We start from the raw sequence: 18,951 nt of genomic DNA, 5'->3' as shown, positions 1-18,951 counted from the left end.
GGGGAGCCTCTGTGACCCGGCACACTTACCGTCATGAACGAATGGCCCAGTGGATACGGACGCGGCAGCCAGGGCCCGGAGCCCGAGGGCGCCCGGGCGATGCCCCATGTGCGGCGGCGGCCGGTCCCCCAGCAGCAGTCGCAGGGGTACGAGGACAGCCACGGCGCCCCCTACGACAGCGGCTACAACACGGGCCAGGTCTACGGCTCCCCGGCCGGCGGTCACGACGGCGGCGGATACCGGGCCCCGGGCTCCCCGGCCGGTCCCCCGCCCCCGGCGGGCCCGCCGCGCGGGCCGGTCGACTGGCGCCGCCGGATAAAGATCGGCTCGCTGGTGCTGGTGGGGACGCTTCTGGTGGTCACCGTCGGCACCTACTTCTGGGCCGACGGCAAGGTGCGGCGCGAGGTCGATCTCTCCAAGGTCATCGAGCGCCCGGGGGAAGACGACTGCACGACGTATCTGATCGTCGGCTCGGACAGCCGCAAGGGGATGTCGGCCGAGGAGAAGAAGCGGCTGCGGACCGGGTCGGCGGAGGGCAAGCGGACCGACTCGATGATGATCCTCGCCGACTGCTCCGGCGGCACCACGATGATCTCGCTGCCGCGCGACTCGGATGTGGAGATCCCCTCGTTCAAGGGGTCGCAGTCCGGCAAGCTCTTCCCGGCCGAGGGCCGCAGGGTGAAGCTGAACGCCGCGTACGCGGAGGACGGCCCGGAGCTGCTGGTGCGCACGGTCGAGCACAACACGCATCTGCGCATCGACCACTACGCGGAGATCGGCTTCGCGGGCTTCGCCCAGGTGGTGGACGCGATCGGCGGGGTGGAGCTGGACATCCCGAAGGCGTTCAAGGACAAGAAGTCGGGCGCCGACTTCGAGGCGGGCAAGCAGCTCCTCGACGGCGAGCAGGCGCTCGCGTTCGTCCGCACCCGGTACGCGTTCCCGGACGCGGATCTCGCGCGGACGAAGAACCAGCAGAAGTTCCTGGCGGCGCTGGCCGGCCAGACGGCGACCCCCGGCACGATCCTGAACCCGTTCAAGCTCTACCCGGTGATGGGCGCGGGCCTGGACACGCTGGTGGTGGACAAGGACATGTCGCTGTGGGACCTGAGCCAGATGTTCTTCGCGATGAAGGGGGTCACCGGCGGCGACGGCACCTCGATGAACATGCCGGTCGCGGGCAGCCGGGGCGGGAACCTGGTCTGGGACAAGGCGAAGGTCGCCCAGATCGTGAAGCAGATCAGGAACGACGAGAAGGTGACGGTGCCGGGCAACTGACCCCGGTTCCGTACGCTCCGTGTGTTCCGCAGGTCCTGTACGGCGGTGAGGGCCCGCACCGGGGTGACCGGGGCGGGCCCCTCTCCTGGGCCGGGCGGCGCGGAACCTCCGGGGGCCGGGGGCCGGCGCGGGGCCCCGGGGCGGGCCGGGCGGCATAGGCTCGGGGCGCAGAATCCGTATCCCGCCCGGAGGGCCGCCGTGCGCCGACGACTCATCAACTCCACCCTCGCCGTCGTCCTCGTCGTGATCGCCGTCTTCGGTATCTCCCTCGTCCTCGTCGAGACCCGCACCATCTCCGAGAGCGCCCAGGAACGCGTCGAGTCCGAGGCCATCCGCCTCGCCAGCATCGTCGACGGGCTCCTCATCGGAGGTGAGCCCGTCAACCCCGCGATCCTCGCCGAGCAGGGCGCCGCCAAGCGGTACGCGCTCATCGAGATCCCCGGGCGCGCGCCCATCGAGATCGGCGAACGGCCCACCGGCGGTGTCCTCACGGGCAGGGCGAGGGGCGAGCAGAACGAACTCGTCACCGTCGAGGAGCCGCGCTCCGCCATCACCCGGGAGGTCGGCGAGAGCCTCCTGATCATCAGCGGCGTCGCGGTGATCGCGATCGTCGCGGCGATCCTGCTCGCGGTCCGCCAGGCCAACCGTCTCGCCTCCCCGCTCACCGACCTCGCCGAGAGCGCCGAACGCCTCGGGCGCGGCGACCCGCGCCCCCGCCACCGCCGCTACGGCGTCCCCGAGCTGGACCGGGTCGCCGATGTGCTGGACGCCAGCGCCGAGCGGATCGCCCGGATGCTCACCGCCGAGCGCCGGCTCGCCGCCGACGCCTCCCATCAGCTGCGGACCCCGCTCACCGCCCTGTCGATGCGCCTGGAGGAGATCTCCGCGACCGATGACCCGGCGACCGTGAAGGAGGAGGCGAACATCGCCCTCACCCAGGTGGAGCGGCTCACCGATGTCGTGGAGCGGCTGCTCACCAACTCCCGCGATCCCCGGACCGGCTCCGCCATCGCCTTCGATCTGGACGAGGTGGTGAAGCAGCAGATGGCCGAGTGGCGGTCCGCGTACCGCAGCGCCGGGCGCGCCCTGGTCTGCTCCGGGAAGCAGGGGATGCGCGCGGTCGGCACCCCGGGCGCCGTCGCCCAGGTGCTGGCGGCGCTGATCGAGAACTCGCTGATGCACGGCGGCGGCACCGTGGCGCTCCGCACCCGGGTCACCGGCAATCAGTCCGTGATCGAGGTGACCGACGAGGGCCCGGGCGTCCCCGCCGACCTCGGTGCGCGGATCTTCGAGCGGTCCATCAGCGGCCGGAACTCCACCGGCATCGGCCTCGCGGTGGCCCGCGATCTCGCGGAGGCCGACGGCGGCCGGCTGGAGATGCTCCAGCAGCACCCCCCGGTGTTCGCGCTCTTCCTCAGCCGGGTCGCCCGCCCCCGCAAGGAGGAGGAGCGGCCCACGGTCCGCTGAGCCCGGAGCCCCGGCCGGAGGCGCCGGCGGAGGCTCAGGGGCGCGGAGCCACCGCGCCGGGCTCCGCCCGGCCCTGCTCCAGGAACGATTCGGCCGTCTGCACGGCCTCCCGGGCCGGCAGTGCCCGGAACACCCAGGTCCGGTAGGACCAGAAGCGGAAGAGTGTCGCGACGCCGATCCCGAGGAACTTGAAGACATTGCTCTGGAGCGGGCTGTCCCAGCCGAACCCGTAGGTCGCCACGTAGAGAATCCCGTTCTCGATCACCATGCCGATGGCGCTGAAGAACATGAACAGCGACATCTCCCGGGTCCGCCCGGTCTTCTCGCGGTCCCGGTAGGTGAAGTAGCGGTACCCCAGGTAGTTGAAGACGATGGCCACCGCGTTCGCCACCAGCGACGCCCGCACCACGGGCAGCTCGGTGGCCGCCCGCGTCAGGTTGAAGACGGCGAGGTTGACGATGACCCCCGCGCCCCCCACCGCCCCGAACTTGGCGACTTCGCGCATGAGCTGGTTGAACCGCGTGCGCAGCGCTCCGCCACGTTCACTCATAGTGAGAGTCCAGCCCCATCGGATCGACATCGCCAACCCCGTCATGCTAACCAGCGCCCAGGGGCCCCGCCCGGGCGCCCGGACGATGGTGTGGCGGGTCCGTGACCGTGTGTGCGCCCGAGGAGGACGGTGCGTACCGGACGGATACGGGCCGATGCCCGGCGCGGCGCGGCCGATATCCTGAGGGCGTGACGTTCCCGGTAGTCGGCATGGTCGGCGGCGGTCAGCTCGCCCGTATGACCCACGAGGCGGGCATCCCCCTCGGCATTCGTTTCAAGCTCCTCAGTGACAGCGCGCAGGATTCCGCGGCGCAGGTGGTCGGCGATGTCGTCATCGGCGACTACCGCGATCTGGCCACGCTGCGGGCCTTCGCACAGGGCTGCGATGTGATCACTTTCGATCACGAGCATGTCCCGGTCGAGCATCTGCGGGCCCTGGAGGCGGACGGCATCCCCGTGCGCCCCGGCCCCGACGCGCTGCTCCACGCCCATGACAAGGGGGTGATGCGCGCCCGGCTCACCGAGCTGGGGGTGCCCTGCCCCCGGCACCGCATCGTCGCCGACCCGGCCGACGCGGCGGCGTTCGCCGAGGAGGTCGGCGGCTTCCCCGTCATCCTCAAGACCGTGCGCGGCGGCTACGACGGCAAGGGCGTCTGGTTCGTGCGCACGCCGGCCGACGCGGCGGAGCCGTTCCGCGCGGGCGTGCCCGTGCTCGCCGAGGAGAAGGTGGACTTCACCCGCGAGCTGGCCGCGAACATCGTCCGCTCCCCGCACGGCCAGGCCGTCGCCTACCCCGTGGTGGAGTCCCAGCAGGTCGACGGCGTCTGCGACACGGTGATCGCCCCCGCTCCCGGGCTGGACGAGGCACTCGCCGGCCAGGCGCAGCGGCTGGCGCTCACCATCGCCGCCGAGCTGGGTGTCGTCGGGCATCTCGCGGTGGAGCTGTTCGAGACCTCGGACGGCCGCATCCTCGTCAACGAGCTGGCGATGCGCCCGCACAACTCCGGGCACTGGACCCAGGACGGCGCGGTGACCTCGCAGTTCGCCAACCATGTCCGGGCCGTGCTCGATCTCCCGCTCGGTGATCCGCGCCCCCGCGCGCCCTGGACGGTCATGTGCAATGTGCTGGGCGGTGACTACCCGGACATGTACGGCGCGTATCTGCACTGCATGGCCCGCGACCCCCAGCTCAAGATCCATATGTATGGCAAGGACGTGAAACCGGGCCGCAAGGTGGGCCATGTCAACACCTTCGGCGACGATCTCGCGGAGGTCCGCGAGCGCGCCCGCCACGCGGCCGACTACCTCAGAGGAACGATCACCGAATGAGCAGCACCACCCCGCTTGTTGGCATTGTGATGGGCTCCGACTCCGACTGGCCGGTCATGGAGGCGGCGGCGCACGCCCTCGCCGAGTTCGAGATCCCCTACGAGGTCGATGTCCTCTCCGCGCACCGGATGCCGCGCGAGATGATCGCGTACGGAGAGGGCGCGGACTCCCGGGGACTGAAGGCGATCATCGCGGGCGCGGGCGGCTCAGCCCATCTGCCGGGCATGCTCGCCTCCGTCACCCCGCTGCCGGTGATCGGCGTGCCGGTGCCGCTGAAGTATCTGGACGGCATGGACTCGCTGATGTCGATCGTGCAGATGCCGGCCGGGGTCCCGGTCGCCACCGTCTCCGTCGCCGGAGCGCGGAACGCGGGCCTGCTCGCGGCGCGCATCCTCGCCGTGCAGGACCCCGAGCTGCTGGCCCGGATGCGGGAGTTCCAGCAGGTGCTGAACGACCAGGCCACCGAGAAGGGCAAACGGCTCCGGGCGAAGACCGAGGGTGCGGGTTCCTTCGGCTTCGGGAAGTAGTCCGCCATGGAACCCACCCCCGAACTTCTCGGCAGGGCGCGCGAACTGCTCGCCTCGCACCCCGTGGTCGACGGCCACAACGACCTCCCCTGGGCGCTGCGCGAGCACGTCCGCTACGACCTGGACCGGCTCGACATCGCCGCCGACCGCACCGGTGTGCTGCACACGGACATCCCCCGGCTGCGGGCCGGGGGCGTCGGCGCGCAGTTCTGGTCGGTGTACGTGCGGTGCGGGATGTCCGGCGACGACGCGGTCAGCGCCACCCTGGAGCAGATCGACGGCGTACGCCAGCTGCTGGCCCGCTACCCCGGGGACCTGGCGCCCGCGCTGACCGCCGACGACATGGAGCGGGCGCGCGCCGAGGGCCGGATCGCCTCGCTGATGGGGGCGGAGGGCGGCCACTCCATCAACAACTCCCTGGCCACCCTGCGCGCGCTGTACGACCTGGGGGTGCGCTATCTGACGCTCACCCACAACGACAACGTCCCGTGGGCGGACTCCGCCACCGACGAGCCCGGTGTGGGCGGGCTCTCCGCCTTCGGCCGTGAGGTCGTCCGCGAGATGAACCGGCTCGGCATGCTGGTGGACCTCTCGCACGTGGCGGCCACGACCATGCGGGACGCGCTGGAGACCTCGTCCGCGCCGGTGATCTTCTCCCACTCCTCCGCGCGGGCGGTCTGCGACCATGTGCGCAATGTCCCCGACGACGTGCTGGCGCTGCTGCCGGGCAACGGCGGGGTCGCGATGGTCACCTTCGTACCGAAGTTCATCCTGCCGGCCGCCGTCGAGTGGACCCGCGCGGCCGACGAGAATCTGCGGGCGCACGGCTTCCACCACCTGGACACCGTCCCGGAGGCGATGAGGGTGCACGCCGACTTCGAGGAGGCGCATCCCCGGCCGGTCGCCACCGCGTCCACGGTCGCGGACCATCTCGACCACATGCGCGAGGTGGCGGGCGTCGACCACATCGGCATCGGCGGGGACTACGACGGCACGGCCTTCACACCGGCCGGTCTGGAGGATGTCGCCGGATATCCGAACCTTGTCGCGGAACTGCTGCGCCGGGGCTGGTCCGAGCCCGAGCTGTCCAAGCTGACCTGGCAGAACGCGGTGCGTGTGCTGCGGGACGCGGAGTCGGTGGCCCGGGAGACCCGTGCCCGCCGGGGCCCGTCGAACGCGACCCTCGCGGAGCTGGACTCCTGAGCGGCGGCCGTTGAGGGGGGGTACGGGTCCCACCCGTACCCCCCTTTCTCTCTGTCAGCCCCCCTCGGTCACTCCGCGCAGAGACAGAACGGGTGGCCCGCCGGGTCCTGGAAGACCCGCCAGGCCCGGGTGTGGTCCGCCGTGTCCAGCGGCTTCGCGCCCAGCGCGAGGATCTCCGCCTCCGCCGTGTCCAGGTCCGGGACCATCAGATCCAGATGGAACTGCTGCGGCGCCTCCGGCGAGCCCCAGCGGGGCGGCACATGGTCCGGGGCGAGCTGGAAGGAGATCGGAACGCCGGGGATGCCCACCAGCTCCACCCAGTCGCTCTCCGACACCTTCACCTCTCCGCCCAGCATCCGCTGGTAGAAGCCGGCCAGCCCGACCGGGTCCGGGCAGTCCAGTACGACGGTTCCGAGCGTGGCGATGGCCATGGTGTCCTCTCCGGAAGGGGCGGCCCCGCCACCAGTGACTGGTTACCGGCTCACCGCCCTCAAGGGGTAACTGCTGCTGTTACCGCATGCTGCCCCATGAGAGGTAACGTCGCAACCATGACAGAGGCAGCCGCGACCCCCGGCGCGCTCACCCTGATAGAGGCCCTGGTCAACTCCCTGGACCTCGCGACCGGGGCGGACGAACTCGACACCGAGGCGGGCCGCGCGCCCTTCGGGCTCACCGAGGCCGGGGTGGCGGACGCGCGCGAGCTGCGCGAGGCCCTGCGCTCGGCCGCGCTCGTCCACGCCGGACACCGCCTGCCGGGCGCGGTGTCACCGGCGGAGCTGGGCCGGCTCCTCGCCGCCGCGCCCCTGCTGATCACGGTCTCGGACGACGGCACGGCGGCACTGCGCCCCGCCGACCCGGCCCCGCTGGCGTCCCGGGTCGCCGCAGCCGTGGCCGCCGCCGTCGCGGACGGCACCTGGGCGCGGCTCAAGGCGTGCGAGTCCGACACCTGCCGCTGGGTGTACTGGGACCGGAGCCCGGCGGGCCGCCGCCGCTGGTGCTCGATGTCCGTGTGCGGGTCACGCGCCAAGATGCGTACCTACCGGGCGCGCCGCACTCCGCCGGGGGCCGGGCGGCCCGGGGCTTGAGCCGGCCGGGGCGTGGGCGGGCCGGGGCCCTGCGTGTGGCGGGAGCCTTGGGTGTGCGGGAACCTGAGCGGCCCGGCGCCTTGGCGGCCGGGAGCCCTGGGTGTGCGGCGCCCGCGCCCGTGCTCCCGGGCGTCAGGCGCCCGGGTGTCAGGCGCTCGGGCGGCCCATCGCCCGGTAGGTCCAGCCCGCGCCCCGCCACTTCACCGGGTCCAGCGCGTTCCGCCCGTCCAGCACGATCCGGCTCGTCGTGACCTCGCCCAGCTCCGCCGGGTCCAGCTCGCGGAACTCGCGCCACTCCGTCAGATGCAGCACCACATCCGCGCCGCGCACCGCCTCCAGCGCCGTCTCCGCGTACCCCAGTGTCGGGAAGAGCCGCCGTGCGTTCGCCATGCCCTTGGGGTCGTAGACCGTCACCTGCCCGCCCTGGAGGTGGATCTGCCCGGCCACATTCAGCGCGGGCGAGTCCCGGACGTCGTCCGAGTCGGGCTTGAAGGCGGCGCCCAGCACACCCACCCGCTTCCCGAGGAACGAGCCCCCGCCCACCGCCTCCCGCGCCAGCTCCACCATGTGGCCGCGCCGGCGCATATTGATCGAGTCGACCTCGCGGAGGAAGGTCAGCGCCTGGTCGACACCCAGCTCACCGGCGCGCGCCATGAAGGCGCGGATGTCCTTCGGCAGACAGCCGCCGCCGAAGCCGATCCCGGCCCGCAGGAACTTCGAGCCGATGCGCTCGTCGTGCCCGATCGCCTCGGCCAGCTTCACCACATCACCGCCGGCCGCCTCGCAGACCTCGGCCATCGCGTTGATGAAGGAGATCTTCGTCGCCAGGAAGGAATTGGCCGAGGTCTTCACCAGCTCGGCCGTCGGGAAGTCGGTCACCACGAAGGGCGACCCCTCGGCGATCGGCGTGGCATAGACCTCCCGGAGCAGCTTCTCCGCCCGTTCCCCCGCGACCCCCGCCACGATCCGGTCCGGGTGCAGGGTGTCGTCGACGGCGAAGCCCTCGCGCAGGAACTCCGGGTTCCACGCCAGCTCGACATCGCCCGGGGCCCGCTCGTCCAGCAGCCGGGCCAGCCGGGCTGCGCTGCCCACGGGCACGGTCGACTTGCCGACCACCAGCACGGGCCGGGTCAGCAGGGGCGCGAGGGTGGCGAAGGCGGCATCGACGTACGACATGTCACAGGCGTACTCCCCGTGCTTCTGCGGGGTGTTCACACAGACGAAGTGGACATCGCCGAACTCCGCGACCTCCTCCCACGAATCCGTGAACCGCAGCCGTCCGCTCGATCCCTCCAGCCCCGCGACATGCCGGGCCAGCAGCTCTTCGAGCCCCGGCTCGTACATCGGCACCCGGCCCGCCGAGAGCATCGCGATCTTCTCGGGCACCACATCGAGGCCGAGCACCTCGAACCCCAGCTCCGCCATGGCCGCCGCGTGCGTCGCGCCGAGGTAGCCGGTGCCGATCACAGTGATCCTGAGGGCCATGCGGTGCTCCAGAGAAGTCGAGGGGGAGGCGGTCCGAGCATAGTCGGGGGCCCGGAAGGGCACATGTGTGGCTGTCGCCAAGGTCACGTATGCCCGTGCGGGGCCCGGCCCCTAAAATTGGTTACTTAACGGTAGTTAGCGCTTCTGGGGAGTGAGTGACGTGGCTGGATCGACCGGTAAGTCGGACTTTGACCTGTACCGCCCGTCCGAGGAGCACGACGCCCTCCGCGACGCCATCCGCTCCCTCTCCGAGGCGAAGATCGGCCCGCACGCCGCAGCCGTGGACGAGGAGGCCCGCTTCCCGCAGGAGGCGCTGGACGCCCTGGTCGCCGGGGATCTGCACGCGGTCCACGTACCGGAGGAGTACGGCGGCGCCGGGGCCGACGCGCTCGCCACCGTGATCGTCATCGAGGAGGTCGCCCGGGTCTGCGCCTCCTCCTCGCTGATCCCCGCCGTGAACAAGCTCGGCTCGCTCCCGGTGATCCTCTCCGGCTCCGAGGAGCTGAAGGCGAAGTACCTGCGCCCGCTCGCCGAGGGCCGCGCCATGTTCTCGTACTGTCTCTCCGAGCCGGACGCGGGCTCGGACGCGGCCGGCATGAAGACCAGGGCCGTGCGCGACGGCGACCACTACGTCCTCGACGGGGTGAAGCGGTGGATCACCAACGCCGGGGTCTCCGAGTACTACACGGTCATGGCCGTCACCGACCCCGGGAAGCGCTCCAAGGGGATCTCCGCGTTCGTGGTGGAGAAGTCGGACCCGGGGGTCTCCTTCGGCGCCCCCGAGAAGAAGCTCGGCATCAAGGGCTCCCCCACCCGCGAGGTCTACCTCGACAACGTCCGCATCCCCGCCGACCGCATGATCGGCGCGGAGGGCACCGGCTTCGCCACCGCCATGAAGACCCTGGACCACACCCGCGTCACCATCGCGGCCCAGGCCCTCGGCATCGCCCAGGGCGCCCTCGACTACGCCAAGGGCTATGTCCAGGAGCGCAAGCAGTTCGGCAAGCCCATCGCGGACTTCCAGGGCGTGCAGTTCATGCTCGCCGACATGGCGATGAAGCTGGAGGCCGCCCGCCAGCTCACCTACTCGGCCGCAGCCAAGTCCGAGCGCGTCGACGGCGATCTGACCTTCTTCGGCGCGGCGGCCAAGTGCTTCGCCTCGGATGTGGCGATGGAGGTGACCACCGACGCCGTGCAGCTCCTCGGGGGGTACGGGTACACCCGGGACTACCCGGTGGAGCGGATGATGCGCGACGCGAAGATCACGCAGATCTACGAGGGGACGAATCAGATCCAGCGGATCGTGATGGCCCGCAACCTGCCGTAGCGACCTTTTAGCAGGTCAGCGGCCATATCTCGGGTGAACGCCCCGGCCCGGCGCGGCGGGGGCGTTCCTTGCCCGGGCCGGTGCCGCAGAGGGCCGGGCCCCGGATCTGATCGCGGCCAACCGCCAGTCCGCCGATGCGCGTGTGGAGTGGAGTGGAGGAGGAGACTGCGGCGAACCGGCCTCCGGAGGCTCCAGGAGAGCACCGGTGACCTGTACCAACGGACCAGGACCTTCCGCGTCCACGTATCCGATGTGATCCCCGGCTTCCTCTGGGATGGGCCTGGGCTCGCTGCCGGTGGACTACCGGAGCGGGCAGTCCATCGCGGGAGAAGTCCGATTCGGGGAGCAGCACGCCAGCGCCAGAGAGAGGAACGAGGGCCGCTCAAGGTAGAAGCCGAGGGAGACGTCCCCGCCCCACCCCAGCCGCTCGGCGGCCGAGCCGGCCAGTATCGCCAGCCAGGTGCTGTCCCGATCCGACTCCGAGGCGAACCGGGGGGCGTAGCCGGCGAGCTGTTCCCCGAGCCATTCCGCCGCTTCCTTCGGCTCATCCCAGGTGCCGCGCACCAGTTCCGCGGGCTTGATGAGCCAGTTCGCTGTTTCGAGCGGTGGGAGGTCCACAACGGGAAACTCCGCCCGCGCCTCGTTGTGGCGCTGGACCAACTCCGGCCTTCCGTCCGCCGGAGGCGCGCCGGGGTGCGGAGGCCGCCTCAGCGCCTCGTCGTCGAACCGCCGCTTCGGTCCGGCCCACAGATATCCATGGTGGTGCAACTGTCGTCCCATTCGGCTTCGGCGCGGGAAGGGTGTGGCGGGTGCGCTACCGGCTCCGGGTCTCGGAGGAACCGAGTCGGAGCCGGTGGAGCGCGGGCGACGACCGTCAGGCAGACAGACCGAACCGCGCCGGGTCGATACCGGCTGCCTCCAGCTCAGCGGTGGTGAACCTCAGCGGCTCGGCGCGGGGGCGCTTGCTGTCACCCACGGCCCAGGCGTCCGGGCCGATCCCGGCGAGGGTGACGCATGCCTCGCCGTCCGGATGGGTGTTGCCGCCGCAGGCCTTCATGAACACCACGCCTTCGATAGTGAGCGTGTACAGATCGATTCCGTTCTGCATTGACATTCCTTCCTGATCACTTGAACAGCCGCAGGCTCGACCGTTCAGTGGCTGATTCCGCATTCCGTGAACCGGACTTTAGAATCCCGGAGTTCGGTGCGGGGAAATGATTCTCGATTATTCTCACGAGAGGCCCCTCCATCCCTCGACATTCCCGCGCGAGGGCAGGGACGCTGAGCACACAGACCGATCTTGTGCTGTGGCGCACCCATGGAAAGGATGGCCTCAGATGGCACGCACGCTGCGATTCAACGGGACGAACAGCGGTGGAACCGGATGCCCCGCCGTGCACGAGGACCTCGGGAGTGGCGAGGTCATCGTGCACGGAACACCGCTCACCGATCCCAGCGACCTTCGACAGCTCCAGCACCTGTCCGAAGGTGAAGTGGCCGTCGTGGTTCCCCGTGACCTGCTCGTGGACTACACACCGAAGGACACGAACCGGCAGGCGAGGATCATCGGCCTGGACGAGTTCGAAAACCTTAATGGCTGTTTGACTCCCGGATCGTGGCACTGCTCAACTTCGACGCAGAGGATCAGCTCGTGGACGTCGAGCTCATCACCGAACCCGCCGAGGTGGTACGGCGGTCTCTGGTGCGGGAGGCGGCATGGCACCACGCCGTTCCCCATGAGAAGTTCGCGGCCGGGCCGGCCGTGACCGGATAGCGAAGGGCGGAGCGGTACCGGGTGAGTACGGACTTCCAGCAGGCGCGGAGCGCTCTCGGGCTGCGGCTCAGAGAGCTTCGTGAGTCAAGTCCCGGCGTCAGACTCACCGGTATCGCTCTCGCCGAACGGCTCGGCTGGACGCAGAGCAAGGTGTCCAAGCTGGAGAACGGACGCCAGACCGCCACTGTCGAGGATCTGCGGGCTTGGGCGGACGCGACCGGGCAGCCGGAGTCCTTCGAGGAGCTGCGCACACAGCTCAGGAGTTTCGAGTCTCGCGTGCGCTCCTGGCACCGCCAGCTCGCGTCCGGCCACCGCCCTGTACAGGAGACGTGGAACGCGTTGGTGGCGCAGGCCCGGGAGATCCACACCTGGGAGAACACCATGGTCTCCGGGATGCTTCAGACAGCCGACTACGCCAGGCATGTGTTCACCGCCTACTCGGGTCTTCAGAAGTCACCGAGGGACACCGACGACGCCGTGCGCGCCCGCCTCAAGCGTCAGGAGTGGATCCATGAGCCGGGCCACCGGTTCAGGCTCCTGATGTGGGAGGCGGCCCTGCGTACCCGCATCTGCCCACCGCCGGTCCTCGCCGCGCAGCTCGACCGGCTGTCGGGCCTGATCGGCATGGACACCGTGTCTCTCGGCATAGTCCCGCTCGAAGCGCCCGTGACGATCCCGCCGGCCAACTCGTTCTGGATCATCGACAGCAGGCTTGCCATCACCGAGGACTGGCACGCGGAACTCTGGCTGGACGACGCGCCCACGGTCACGACGTACCAGCGGGTGTGGCAGAGCCTGAACGAGTCCGCCCTCTACGGCGCCGACGCCCAGCGCCTGATCACGGTGGCTCGTCGCACACTCCTGGCGTAGGACCGCCCGGCAAGCGTGCTTCCCGGCAGCCGGGTGCCTCACGCCGGGGATCGTCTGCCGGTGCCGCTTCTTCCCGCGCGGCGCGTGGCGTTCCGTGCGAACCGGCCCGCGATCCGGGCCATCAGGCACTCGAACACCTCCTGCCGGCGGGCGGGGCTACGCTGTGGCCGGCGGCCCGGTCTGCACACTCCGATGATCAACGGTGGCCGCACCCGTCTCCACAGCGCGTCAGGGGCGCGCGGGGTCTGCCTGCCGTCATGTGTCCGGAGGATTTGTGCGACGTGGCGAAGTCTGGTGGGTCCAGTTCGACGAGCGGAGGTTGGTCGTACTGCTGTCGGGAGACGACACGTCCGCGATCCGGGTGATGCAGGTCGTCGCTCCTGCGGGTGTCGACATCAGCGGTCTGGGCATCGAGGTGCCGGTCGGCGCCGGTGAAGGGCTGCCGTTCGAAGGCGTGTTGCGGCTCGCGTTCCCGCGTCCGGGCTTCACGCCGTGCACCTGGCTGACCACGGTGTACCGGGGCGACCTGATCGAGCGGGCGGCCGTCCTGTCCTCCGTGAAGCTCAGCGAGATCGACGACGCCCTCCGGCTCGCTGAGCAGGCGCAGGAGCGGACTCCGGTCACGGCCGAGAAGCTCGGCGGGATGAGGGATGCCCTCCGTCTCGGTGAACTCGGGTAGGCGGAGGAGGAGCCGACGCTCGCGAGGCCGGCCACCTGCCGCCACCGACGGGGGTGCCCAGCCCCGAGCGCCGGGCCCCGCCCCACGACAGGGGCGGCCGCCCCTGGCCCGTCCGGGGGCACCTCCCAGAGGCAGCTCTGGGGGAGTTGGAGGACGGACCCTGTGCGACAGGACCCCGCACGGTGCGGGCCACGGTCGGGGGCCGGCCCCCGAACCCCCGCGCCTCAAACGCCGGCGGGGCTGGAATTCGTGCCTCAGCCCGCCGGAGAGGCTGGGGATGCGGCTCACATTCCGGCGAGGCTGAGGTGGTGCGGCTCAAAGACCAGCGAGGCCGGGTTTGCCCAGGCCCCTGGGAAGCGCTGGGTGGATGGACCGCACGCGCTGGACCAGCCGGGTTTGCCCAAGGCCCCGGAAGCGCTGGGTGGATGGACCCCGCACGCCGGACCAGCCGGGTTTGCCCAAGGCCCCGGAAGCGCGGGGTGGATGGACCCCGCACGCCGGACCAGCCGGGTTTGCCCAGGCCCCCGGAACCACCCCGGGCAGGGCGGGTGGAGGGTGGCACCCAGGCCACCGCGAGGGCCGGGTTCGCCGGGGCCGCACGGAACAGAGCGGGGGGCTGTGGATCAGGCCCCCCGCGGGGGTCAGCTCTTCTCGAAGCGGAAGCCGACCCCGCGGACCGTCGCGATGTAGCGGGGGTTCGCCGCGTCGTCGCCGAGTTTCTTGCGGAGCCAGGAGATGTGCATGTCGAGGGTCTTGGTGGACGACCACCACGTCGTGTCCCAGACCTCCCGCATCAGCTGATCGCGGGTGACCACGCGGCCCGCGTCCCGCACCAGGACCCGCAGCAGGTCGAACTCCTTCGCGGTCAGCTGGAGCTCCTCCTCCCCCATCCAGGCCCGGTGCGACTCCACGTCGATCCGCACCCCGTGCGTCGCCGGGGCCGGGGCCGGCTCGGTCGCGCCGCGGCGGAGGAGGGCGCGCACCCGGGCCAGCAGCTCCGCCAGGCGGAAGGGCTTGGTCACGTAGTCGTCCGCCCCGGCGTCGAGCCCGACGACGGTGTCGACCTCGTCGGCGCGGGCCGTCAGCACCAGGATCGGCACCGTGTGGCCCTCGGCGCGGAGTCTCCTCGCGACCTCCAGGCCGTCCATCCCCGGCAGGCCGAGATCCAGCACCACCAGATCGACACCGCCCGCGAGCCCCGCGTCGAGCGCGGCCGGGCCGTCCTCCCGCACCTCGACCTCGTACCCCTCCCGGCGCAGTGCGCGGGCCAGCGGCTCGGAGATGGAAGCGTCGTCCTCGGCGAGCAGTACACGGGTCATGGAGTGATGGTAGTCCGCGGGACGTTCACACCGGGGCATGATCCACAACCCCTGTAAGTCGTGGGTTCGATCATGACTACGACCTTCGATTAGGGGCATACGGTTCCACGGCCACCTGTGATCCGTGTCTCAAGTCCTTCCTTATCCGACACTGTCATGTCGTATGGTGTCGAGTACGCCTGTAGCACTACACGGAGACCTTTGGCCTGCCGCGCAACAAGCCAGCAGTCGGCAGCGGTGGCGAGCCAAGGGTCTCTTCTGTGCGCGGGTCCGGAGATACCGGGCCCGCAGACAGTGAATGACCTGTGGGCCGGGCCCCGGGCGCAAAGTCGCCCCCGGGGTGTGGATCCCGTTGCGGACTTGTCCTCCCGCCTCCGGCCGTGCCGGAGCGAACCTCCCGGGCGTGGGGTGGGGCAGTTCCCGTACCGGTGCCGGTCACCCCCACCGGGCGCGTCCCGCTCACCGAAGCAGCGCGTCCCGACAGCAAGGAACGTCCATGGCGTCAAGCCTGACGAAGGACTCGGCCGGCTCCGCCGCCGCCGAGAAGACCTTCTTCGGCCACCCCCGCGGCCTGGCCAATCTGTTCATGACCGAGATGTGGGAGCGGTACAGCTTCTACGGAATGCGGGCTCTGCTCGTGCTCTACCTGGCCACGAATGTGGCCGACGGTGGACTCGGCATGAAGGACGCGACAGCGGTCGCGATCTACTCCGTCTACAACGCCATGGTCTACCTGCTCGCCCTCCCGGGCGGCTGGCTGGGCGACCGGGTGTGGGGCGCGCGCAAGGCGACGGCCATCGCCGGCGTGATCATCATGACCGGCCACTTCCTGCTGGCCGTCCCCGCCAGTGTCTCGTTCTTCATCGGTCTGGCGTTCATCGCCGCGGGATCGGGCCTGCTCAAGGCCAATATCTCGACGATGGTCGGCCAGCTCTACACCGACAAGAACGACCCCCGCCGCGACGGCGGCTTCACGATCTTCTACATGGGCATCAACCTCGGTGCCTTCTTCGCCCCGCTCACCATCGGCTGGGTGGGTCAGAAGGTCGACTGGCACCTCGGCTTCGCGATGGCCGGTGTCGGTATGGCGATCGGTCTGGTCTTCTACTTCCTGGGCTTCCGCAATCTGAGCGAGGAGTCCCGGGTCGTGCCCTCGCCGCTGACCGCCGAGGAGCGCTCCGCGCTCGTCCGGAAGGCGCTGATCTGGCTGGGCGTCGCGGTCGCCGCGTACGCGGTCGTCGGTCTCTCGGGCGCGTTCACCGTCGACTGGGTGCTGTGGCCGCTGACCATCCTCGGTCTGCTGCTGCCGACGTGGTACCTGTTCCGCATCAGGCGGGACAAGGACCTGTCGACGCTGGAGCGGGCCCGGATGTCGGGGTACATCTGGTTCTTCGTCGCCGCCGCCGCGTTCTGGGCGATCTACGACCAGACCGGTTCGGTGCTCTCGCTCTTCGCGAAGAACGACACCGAGCCCACGCTCTTCGGCTTCGAGTTCCCGACGACCTGGTTCCAGTCCCTGAACCCGCTCTTCGTGATGGCGCTCGCGCCGGTCTTCGCGATGCTGTGGGTGGCGCTCTTCAAGCGCGACAGGGAGCCGAGCACGCTCTCCAAGTTCGCCCTGGCGCTGGTGCTGGTCGGCGGCTCGTTCGGCGTGATGATGGTGGCGCAGGGCCTCGCGGCCGGCGATGCCAAGGTCTCCCCGATGTGGCTGGTCACGGTCTACTTCATGCAGACCGTCGGTGAGCTGTGCCTCTCCCCGGTCGGCCTGTCGCTGACCACCAAGCTCGCCCCGCAGAAGTACGCCGCCCAGATGATGGGCGTCTGGTTCCTCGCGCTGACCGCGGGCAACTCGGTGATCGCGCTGCTCCAGCTCCTCGGCGCGCCGACCGACACCCAGGGCTGGTTCGCCAGCCAGGGTGTGATCGCCGCCCTCGCGGGTGTCGCGATCTTCATGATGCGCCGGAAGGTGAAGCCGCTCCTCGGCGGAGTGAACTGACGGCTCCACGAGCCCGAGGCCACCGAGGCCGGCGAGGGCCCGCCGCACCGGTTCCGTACCGGTGCGGCGGGCCCTTCTCCCTGCGTGCGGCCGTACGGTCAGCACCCCGGTCTCCCGGAGGCGGACCTCGGCGGGGCCGCCCCCGGGGCGCCCGGAGCGGGGCGGGCGGGGGTCCGGGGGCGCACCCGGTCGACGGCGGCCATGCCGATACGGAACAGGGCCGCCGGTACGACCACGGCGAGCAGCACCCAGAACGCGGTGACCCCCCAGGGCCTGGGCACCTCCCAGGGCCGCGACACGAGCGTCCGGCCGCCGTACCGCACCGAGACGGCGTAGTCGCCGTGGGCTCCCGCCGACAGCTCCACCGGCAGGGCGACCAGGGCTCTGCGGCCGGGCTGGATCGTGCCGCGCCAGCGCCGCTCCTCCCACCGGGGCGCGTAGACGCCGTGCGCGGTGCCGATCCGGAAGACGGGGTCCCGCACGGGGGTGGTGCCGAGGTTGCCGACGGTGAGGACGAGCCGCCGGGCGGGCGGGGCGCCGAAGAGGACCAGGACGCCGGAGTCGCCTTCGAGGCGGGCGGCGGTCAACACGGCGAGCTTTCCGTCCGGGGGGCGCGGGAGCGGCGCGGTGGGGTGGCCGGTGACGGTGAGGGGGGCGTCCGCCGCGGCCCGGTCGGCGGTGACGGCCGCCGCGTGGACGACGCAGGGGCAGGGCCGGGGAGGCACGGCGACGGGGAGCTTTCCGCTGAAGCCGCCCGCGCTGTCGGTGGTGACCGTGCGGCCCTGGGCGTTGGCGCAGCTGTTGGTTCCGCCGATCATGTTCTGTCCGCAGATGAGCAGGGTGAGCAGGGCCCGGGGCCGCCATCCGCCGCCGCTGACGGTGATCTCCTCGCCCTCGGCGGCCCGCTCGGCGGAGAGCCGGACCGAGGGCGGGCTCTCCGCCGCCGGGGCGGGCCCCGCGCAGGCCACCAGGAGCAGCAGGGCGCACAGGCAGAGCAGGACGGGGGGACCCAGGGGGGCGGGCGGACGCGGGGGCGCCCCCGGGAGGCGGGGACGGAGGCGGAGGCGGGGCGCCCTCATCGTCAGCCCGTGGTCCGCCGGCCGCCGCGCCTGGTCAGCCAGAGCACTCCGGCGGCCCCGGAGAGCAGCACGGTGCCGCCGAGCGTGCCGAGCGCGACCGCGGAGTCCAGCGGGCCGGTCCGGGGCAGCTCGTCGGAGCCCGTACCGCCGGAGCCGGAGCCGTCCGAACCCGTACCGCCCGAATCCGTACCGCCCGAATCGCTGCCGCCGGAGCCGGAGCCGTCCGACCCGCCCGAACCCGAGCCGGTCACCGTCAGCTCCAGCGACGGCTTCGGGCTGTTCTGGGGCGTGCAGGTCGTGGTCGTGCCGAGCGCCTTGATCGTCAGCACCCCGGCCGTGAACGTGACCTTCCCGCTCTTCCCCGGGGTGTACGTCCCGGAGAGATCGCTGATCTTGATGGCGGTGTTGGCGGGGATCGCCTCGGCGTTCGCCGGCCCGGACACCGCGACCGTGCCCGAATCCGCGCCCCCCAGGCTGATCTTCGCGCTGGGACTCATCGCCCCCTTGCCCAGCTCCACCGGGCTGGAGGAGACACCCTTCCGGAAGGACATCGTCAGCTGGTACGAGCTGCCGCTCTTCACGGCCCGGATGTCGATCGGCGAGACCGCGGTCTTCACCCCGATCGGGGTCTGGCACCTGTAGTCGACATCGACGACGGTGGCGTGCGCGGCCGGGGCGGCGGTCAGCACCACCGGGCCCGTCACCGCCGCCGCGAGCAGGAGAGCCGTCCGTTTCCGGTATCTCACCTCAGAGCCCCCTCAGGCCGGAGATCATCGCTTGCCGTCCGAAGCCGCCGCCCGGGATTACTGACGTGGCATCAGATGGGCGCTCAAGGTACGCCGGGAGACCTGGAGAGGGAAGACGAAGAGCGCGCCTAGTCGGCGCGTCCGGGGGTCCTCCCCCCGGACGCGCCGCCCCGGGGGGAGGACCCCCGGAAAGGGGCACGGAGGGGGCACGGAGGGGGCACGGAGGCGTACGGAAAAGGGG

At 71.1% G+C, this 18,951-nt stretch carries 18 protein-coding genes and 1 pseudogene; 11 read left to right on the top strand and 8 right to left on the bottom strand.

All coding sequences use genetic code 11. The annotated features are described in order from the left end of the window. The first annotated feature begins 33 nt into the window (after positions 1-33). Positions 34-1,275, top strand: a complete 1,242-nt coding sequence (locus ACWCRA_RS25545; RefSeq protein ID WP_451068691.1) for an LCP family protein — start codon at positions 34-36, stop codon at positions 1,273-1,275. A 198-nt stretch (positions 1,276-1,473) separates the two neighbouring features. Beyond that, complete coding sequence (locus ACWCRA_RS25540) at positions 1,474-2,742, top strand: ATP-binding protein (RefSeq protein ID WP_351558205.1); 1,269 nt, start codon at positions 1,474-1,476, stop codon at positions 2,740-2,742. 34 nt (positions 2,743-2,776) lie between these two features. Here the strand turns inward: ACWCRA_RS25540 and ACWCRA_RS25535 are convergent, their stop codons facing one another. After that, on the bottom strand, positions 2,777-3,292 hold the full coding sequence (locus ACWCRA_RS25535) for a GtrA family protein (RefSeq protein ID WP_351558203.1): 516 nt from the start codon (positions 3,290-3,292) through the stop codon (positions 2,777-2,779). Between the two features lie 188 nt (positions 3,293-3,480). On the opposite strand from ACWCRA_RS25535, the gene ACWCRA_RS25530 reads away from it, so the two are divergent. The 3 genes from ACWCRA_RS25530 to ACWCRA_RS25520 are packed head-to-tail and all read left to right on the top strand — an operon-like array spanning position 3,481 to position 6,350. After that, positions 3,481-4,620: a 5-(carboxyamino)imidazole ribonucleotide synthase gene (locus ACWCRA_RS25530; protein WP_351558201.1), complete on the top strand. Its 1,140-nt coding sequence runs from the start codon at positions 3,481-3,483 to the stop codon at positions 4,618-4,620. Further along, entirely contained in the window at positions 4,617-5,147 is a 531-nt protein-coding gene (gene purE / locus ACWCRA_RS25525; RefSeq protein ID WP_351558199.1) for a 5-(carboxyamino)imidazole ribonucleotide mutase, read from the top strand. The genes ACWCRA_RS25530 and purE overlap by 4 nt, the downstream gene beginning before the upstream one ends. 6 nt (positions 5,148-5,153) lie before the next feature. Continuing rightward, complete coding sequence (locus ACWCRA_RS25520) at positions 5,154-6,350, top strand: dipeptidase (RefSeq protein ID WP_351558197.1); 1,197 nt, start codon at positions 5,154-5,156, stop codon at positions 6,348-6,350. Between the two features lie 68 nt (positions 6,351-6,418). Here ACWCRA_RS25520 and ACWCRA_RS25515 read toward each other — a convergent pair whose 3' ends face one another. After that, positions 6,419-6,781 carry a VOC family protein gene (locus ACWCRA_RS25515; RefSeq protein ID WP_351558195.1) on the bottom strand — a complete coding sequence of 121 codons (363 nt, stop codon included), beginning with the start codon at positions 6,779-6,781 and terminating at the stop codon, positions 6,419-6,421. A gap of 117 nt (positions 6,782-6,898) precedes the next feature. On the opposite strand from ACWCRA_RS25515, the gene ACWCRA_RS25510 reads away from it, so the two are divergent. Further along, on the top strand, positions 6,899-7,435 hold the full coding sequence (locus ACWCRA_RS25510) for a CGNR zinc finger domain-containing protein (RefSeq protein WP_451068690.1): 537 nt from the start codon (positions 6,899-6,901) through the stop codon (positions 7,433-7,435). A gap of 147 nt (positions 7,436-7,582) precedes the next feature. Here the strand turns inward: ACWCRA_RS25510 and ACWCRA_RS25505 are convergent, their stop codons facing one another. Continuing rightward, positions 7,583-8,920 carry a UDP-glucose dehydrogenase family protein gene (locus ACWCRA_RS25505; protein ID WP_351558191.1) on the bottom strand — a complete coding sequence of 446 codons (1,338 nt, stop codon included), beginning with the start codon at positions 8,918-8,920 and terminating at the stop codon, positions 7,583-7,585. 151 nt (positions 8,921-9,071) lie between these two features. Here ACWCRA_RS25505 and ACWCRA_RS25500 point away from each other — a divergent pair, with 151 nt between their 5' ends. Next, the gene (locus ACWCRA_RS25500) at positions 9,072-10,247 is read left to right on the top strand and encodes an acyl-CoA dehydrogenase family protein (RefSeq protein WP_351558189.1); all 1,176 of its coding nucleotides are present in this window, start codon (positions 9,072-9,074) and stop codon (positions 10,245-10,247) included. Positions 10,248-10,547: 300 nt separating this feature from the next. On the opposite strand, the gene ACWCRA_RS25495 is transcribed toward ACWCRA_RS25500, so the two are convergent. Together ACWCRA_RS25495 and ACWCRA_RS25490 are read right to left on the bottom strand one after the other, a co-directional pair. Further along, positions 10,548-11,015, bottom strand: a complete 468-nt coding sequence (locus ACWCRA_RS25495) for a hypothetical protein (RefSeq protein WP_451068708.1) — start codon at positions 11,013-11,015, stop codon at positions 10,548-10,550. Positions 11,016-11,121: 106 nt separating this feature from the next. Further along, positions 11,122-11,355: a DUF397 domain-containing protein gene (locus tag ACWCRA_RS25490; RefSeq protein WP_451068689.1), complete on the bottom strand. Its 234-nt coding sequence runs from the start codon at positions 11,353-11,355 to the stop codon at positions 11,122-11,124. Positions 11,356-11,584: 229 nt separating this feature from the next. Here ACWCRA_RS25490 and ACWCRA_RS25485 point away from each other — a divergent pair. The 3 genes and pseudogenes from ACWCRA_RS25485 (at position 11,585) to ACWCRA_RS25475 (ending at position 13,570) form a co-directional block, all read left to right on the top strand. Continuing rightward, a pseudogene (locus tag ACWCRA_RS25485) lies at positions 11,585-12,021 on the top strand (DUF6879 family protein). 21 nt (positions 12,022-12,042) lie between these two features. Beyond that, entirely contained in the window at positions 12,043-12,891 is an 849-nt protein-coding gene (locus tag ACWCRA_RS25480) for a helix-turn-helix domain-containing protein (RefSeq protein WP_451068688.1), read from the top strand. A 274-nt stretch (positions 12,892-13,165) separates the two neighbouring features. Further along, the gene (locus ACWCRA_RS25475) at positions 13,166-13,570 is read left to right on the top strand and encodes a type II toxin-antitoxin system PemK/MazF family toxin (protein ID WP_451068687.1); all 405 of its coding nucleotides are present in this window, start codon (positions 13,166-13,168) and stop codon (positions 13,568-13,570) included. A 641-nt stretch (positions 13,571-14,211) separates the two neighbouring features. Here ACWCRA_RS25475 and ACWCRA_RS25470 read toward each other — a convergent pair. Next, positions 14,212-14,889, bottom strand: a complete 678-nt coding sequence (locus ACWCRA_RS25470; RefSeq protein WP_347730218.1) for a response regulator transcription factor — start codon at positions 14,887-14,889, stop codon at positions 14,212-14,214. Between the two features lie 496 nt (positions 14,890-15,385). Here ACWCRA_RS25470 and ACWCRA_RS25465 point away from each other — a divergent pair, with 496 nt between their 5' ends. Further along, positions 15,386-16,885, top strand: coding sequence for a peptide MFS transporter (locus ACWCRA_RS25465; protein ID WP_351557401.1), 1,500 nt, complete (start codon positions 15,386-15,388; stop codon positions 16,883-16,885). Between the two features lie 98 nt (positions 16,886-16,983). On the opposite strand, the gene ACWCRA_RS25460 is transcribed toward ACWCRA_RS25465, so the two are convergent. Further along, positions 16,984-17,964 (bottom strand): neocarzinostatin apoprotein domain-containing protein, encoded by a 981-nt coding sequence (locus tag ACWCRA_RS25460; RefSeq protein WP_451068686.1) that lies wholly within the window; start codon positions 17,962-17,964, stop codon positions 16,984-16,986. Positions 17,965-17,966: 2 nt separating this feature from the next. Continuing rightward, the gene (locus ACWCRA_RS25455; protein WP_351557397.1) at positions 17,967-18,710 is read right to left on the bottom strand and encodes a peptidase; all 744 of its coding nucleotides are present in this window, start codon (positions 18,708-18,710) and stop codon (positions 17,967-17,969) included. Positions 18,711-18,951: the final 241 nt, after the last annotated feature.

The sequence above is a fragment of the Streptomyces sp. NPDC001889 genome, from assembly GCF_053594535.1.
This window is presented reverse-complemented; position numbering and strand designations above follow the sequence as displayed.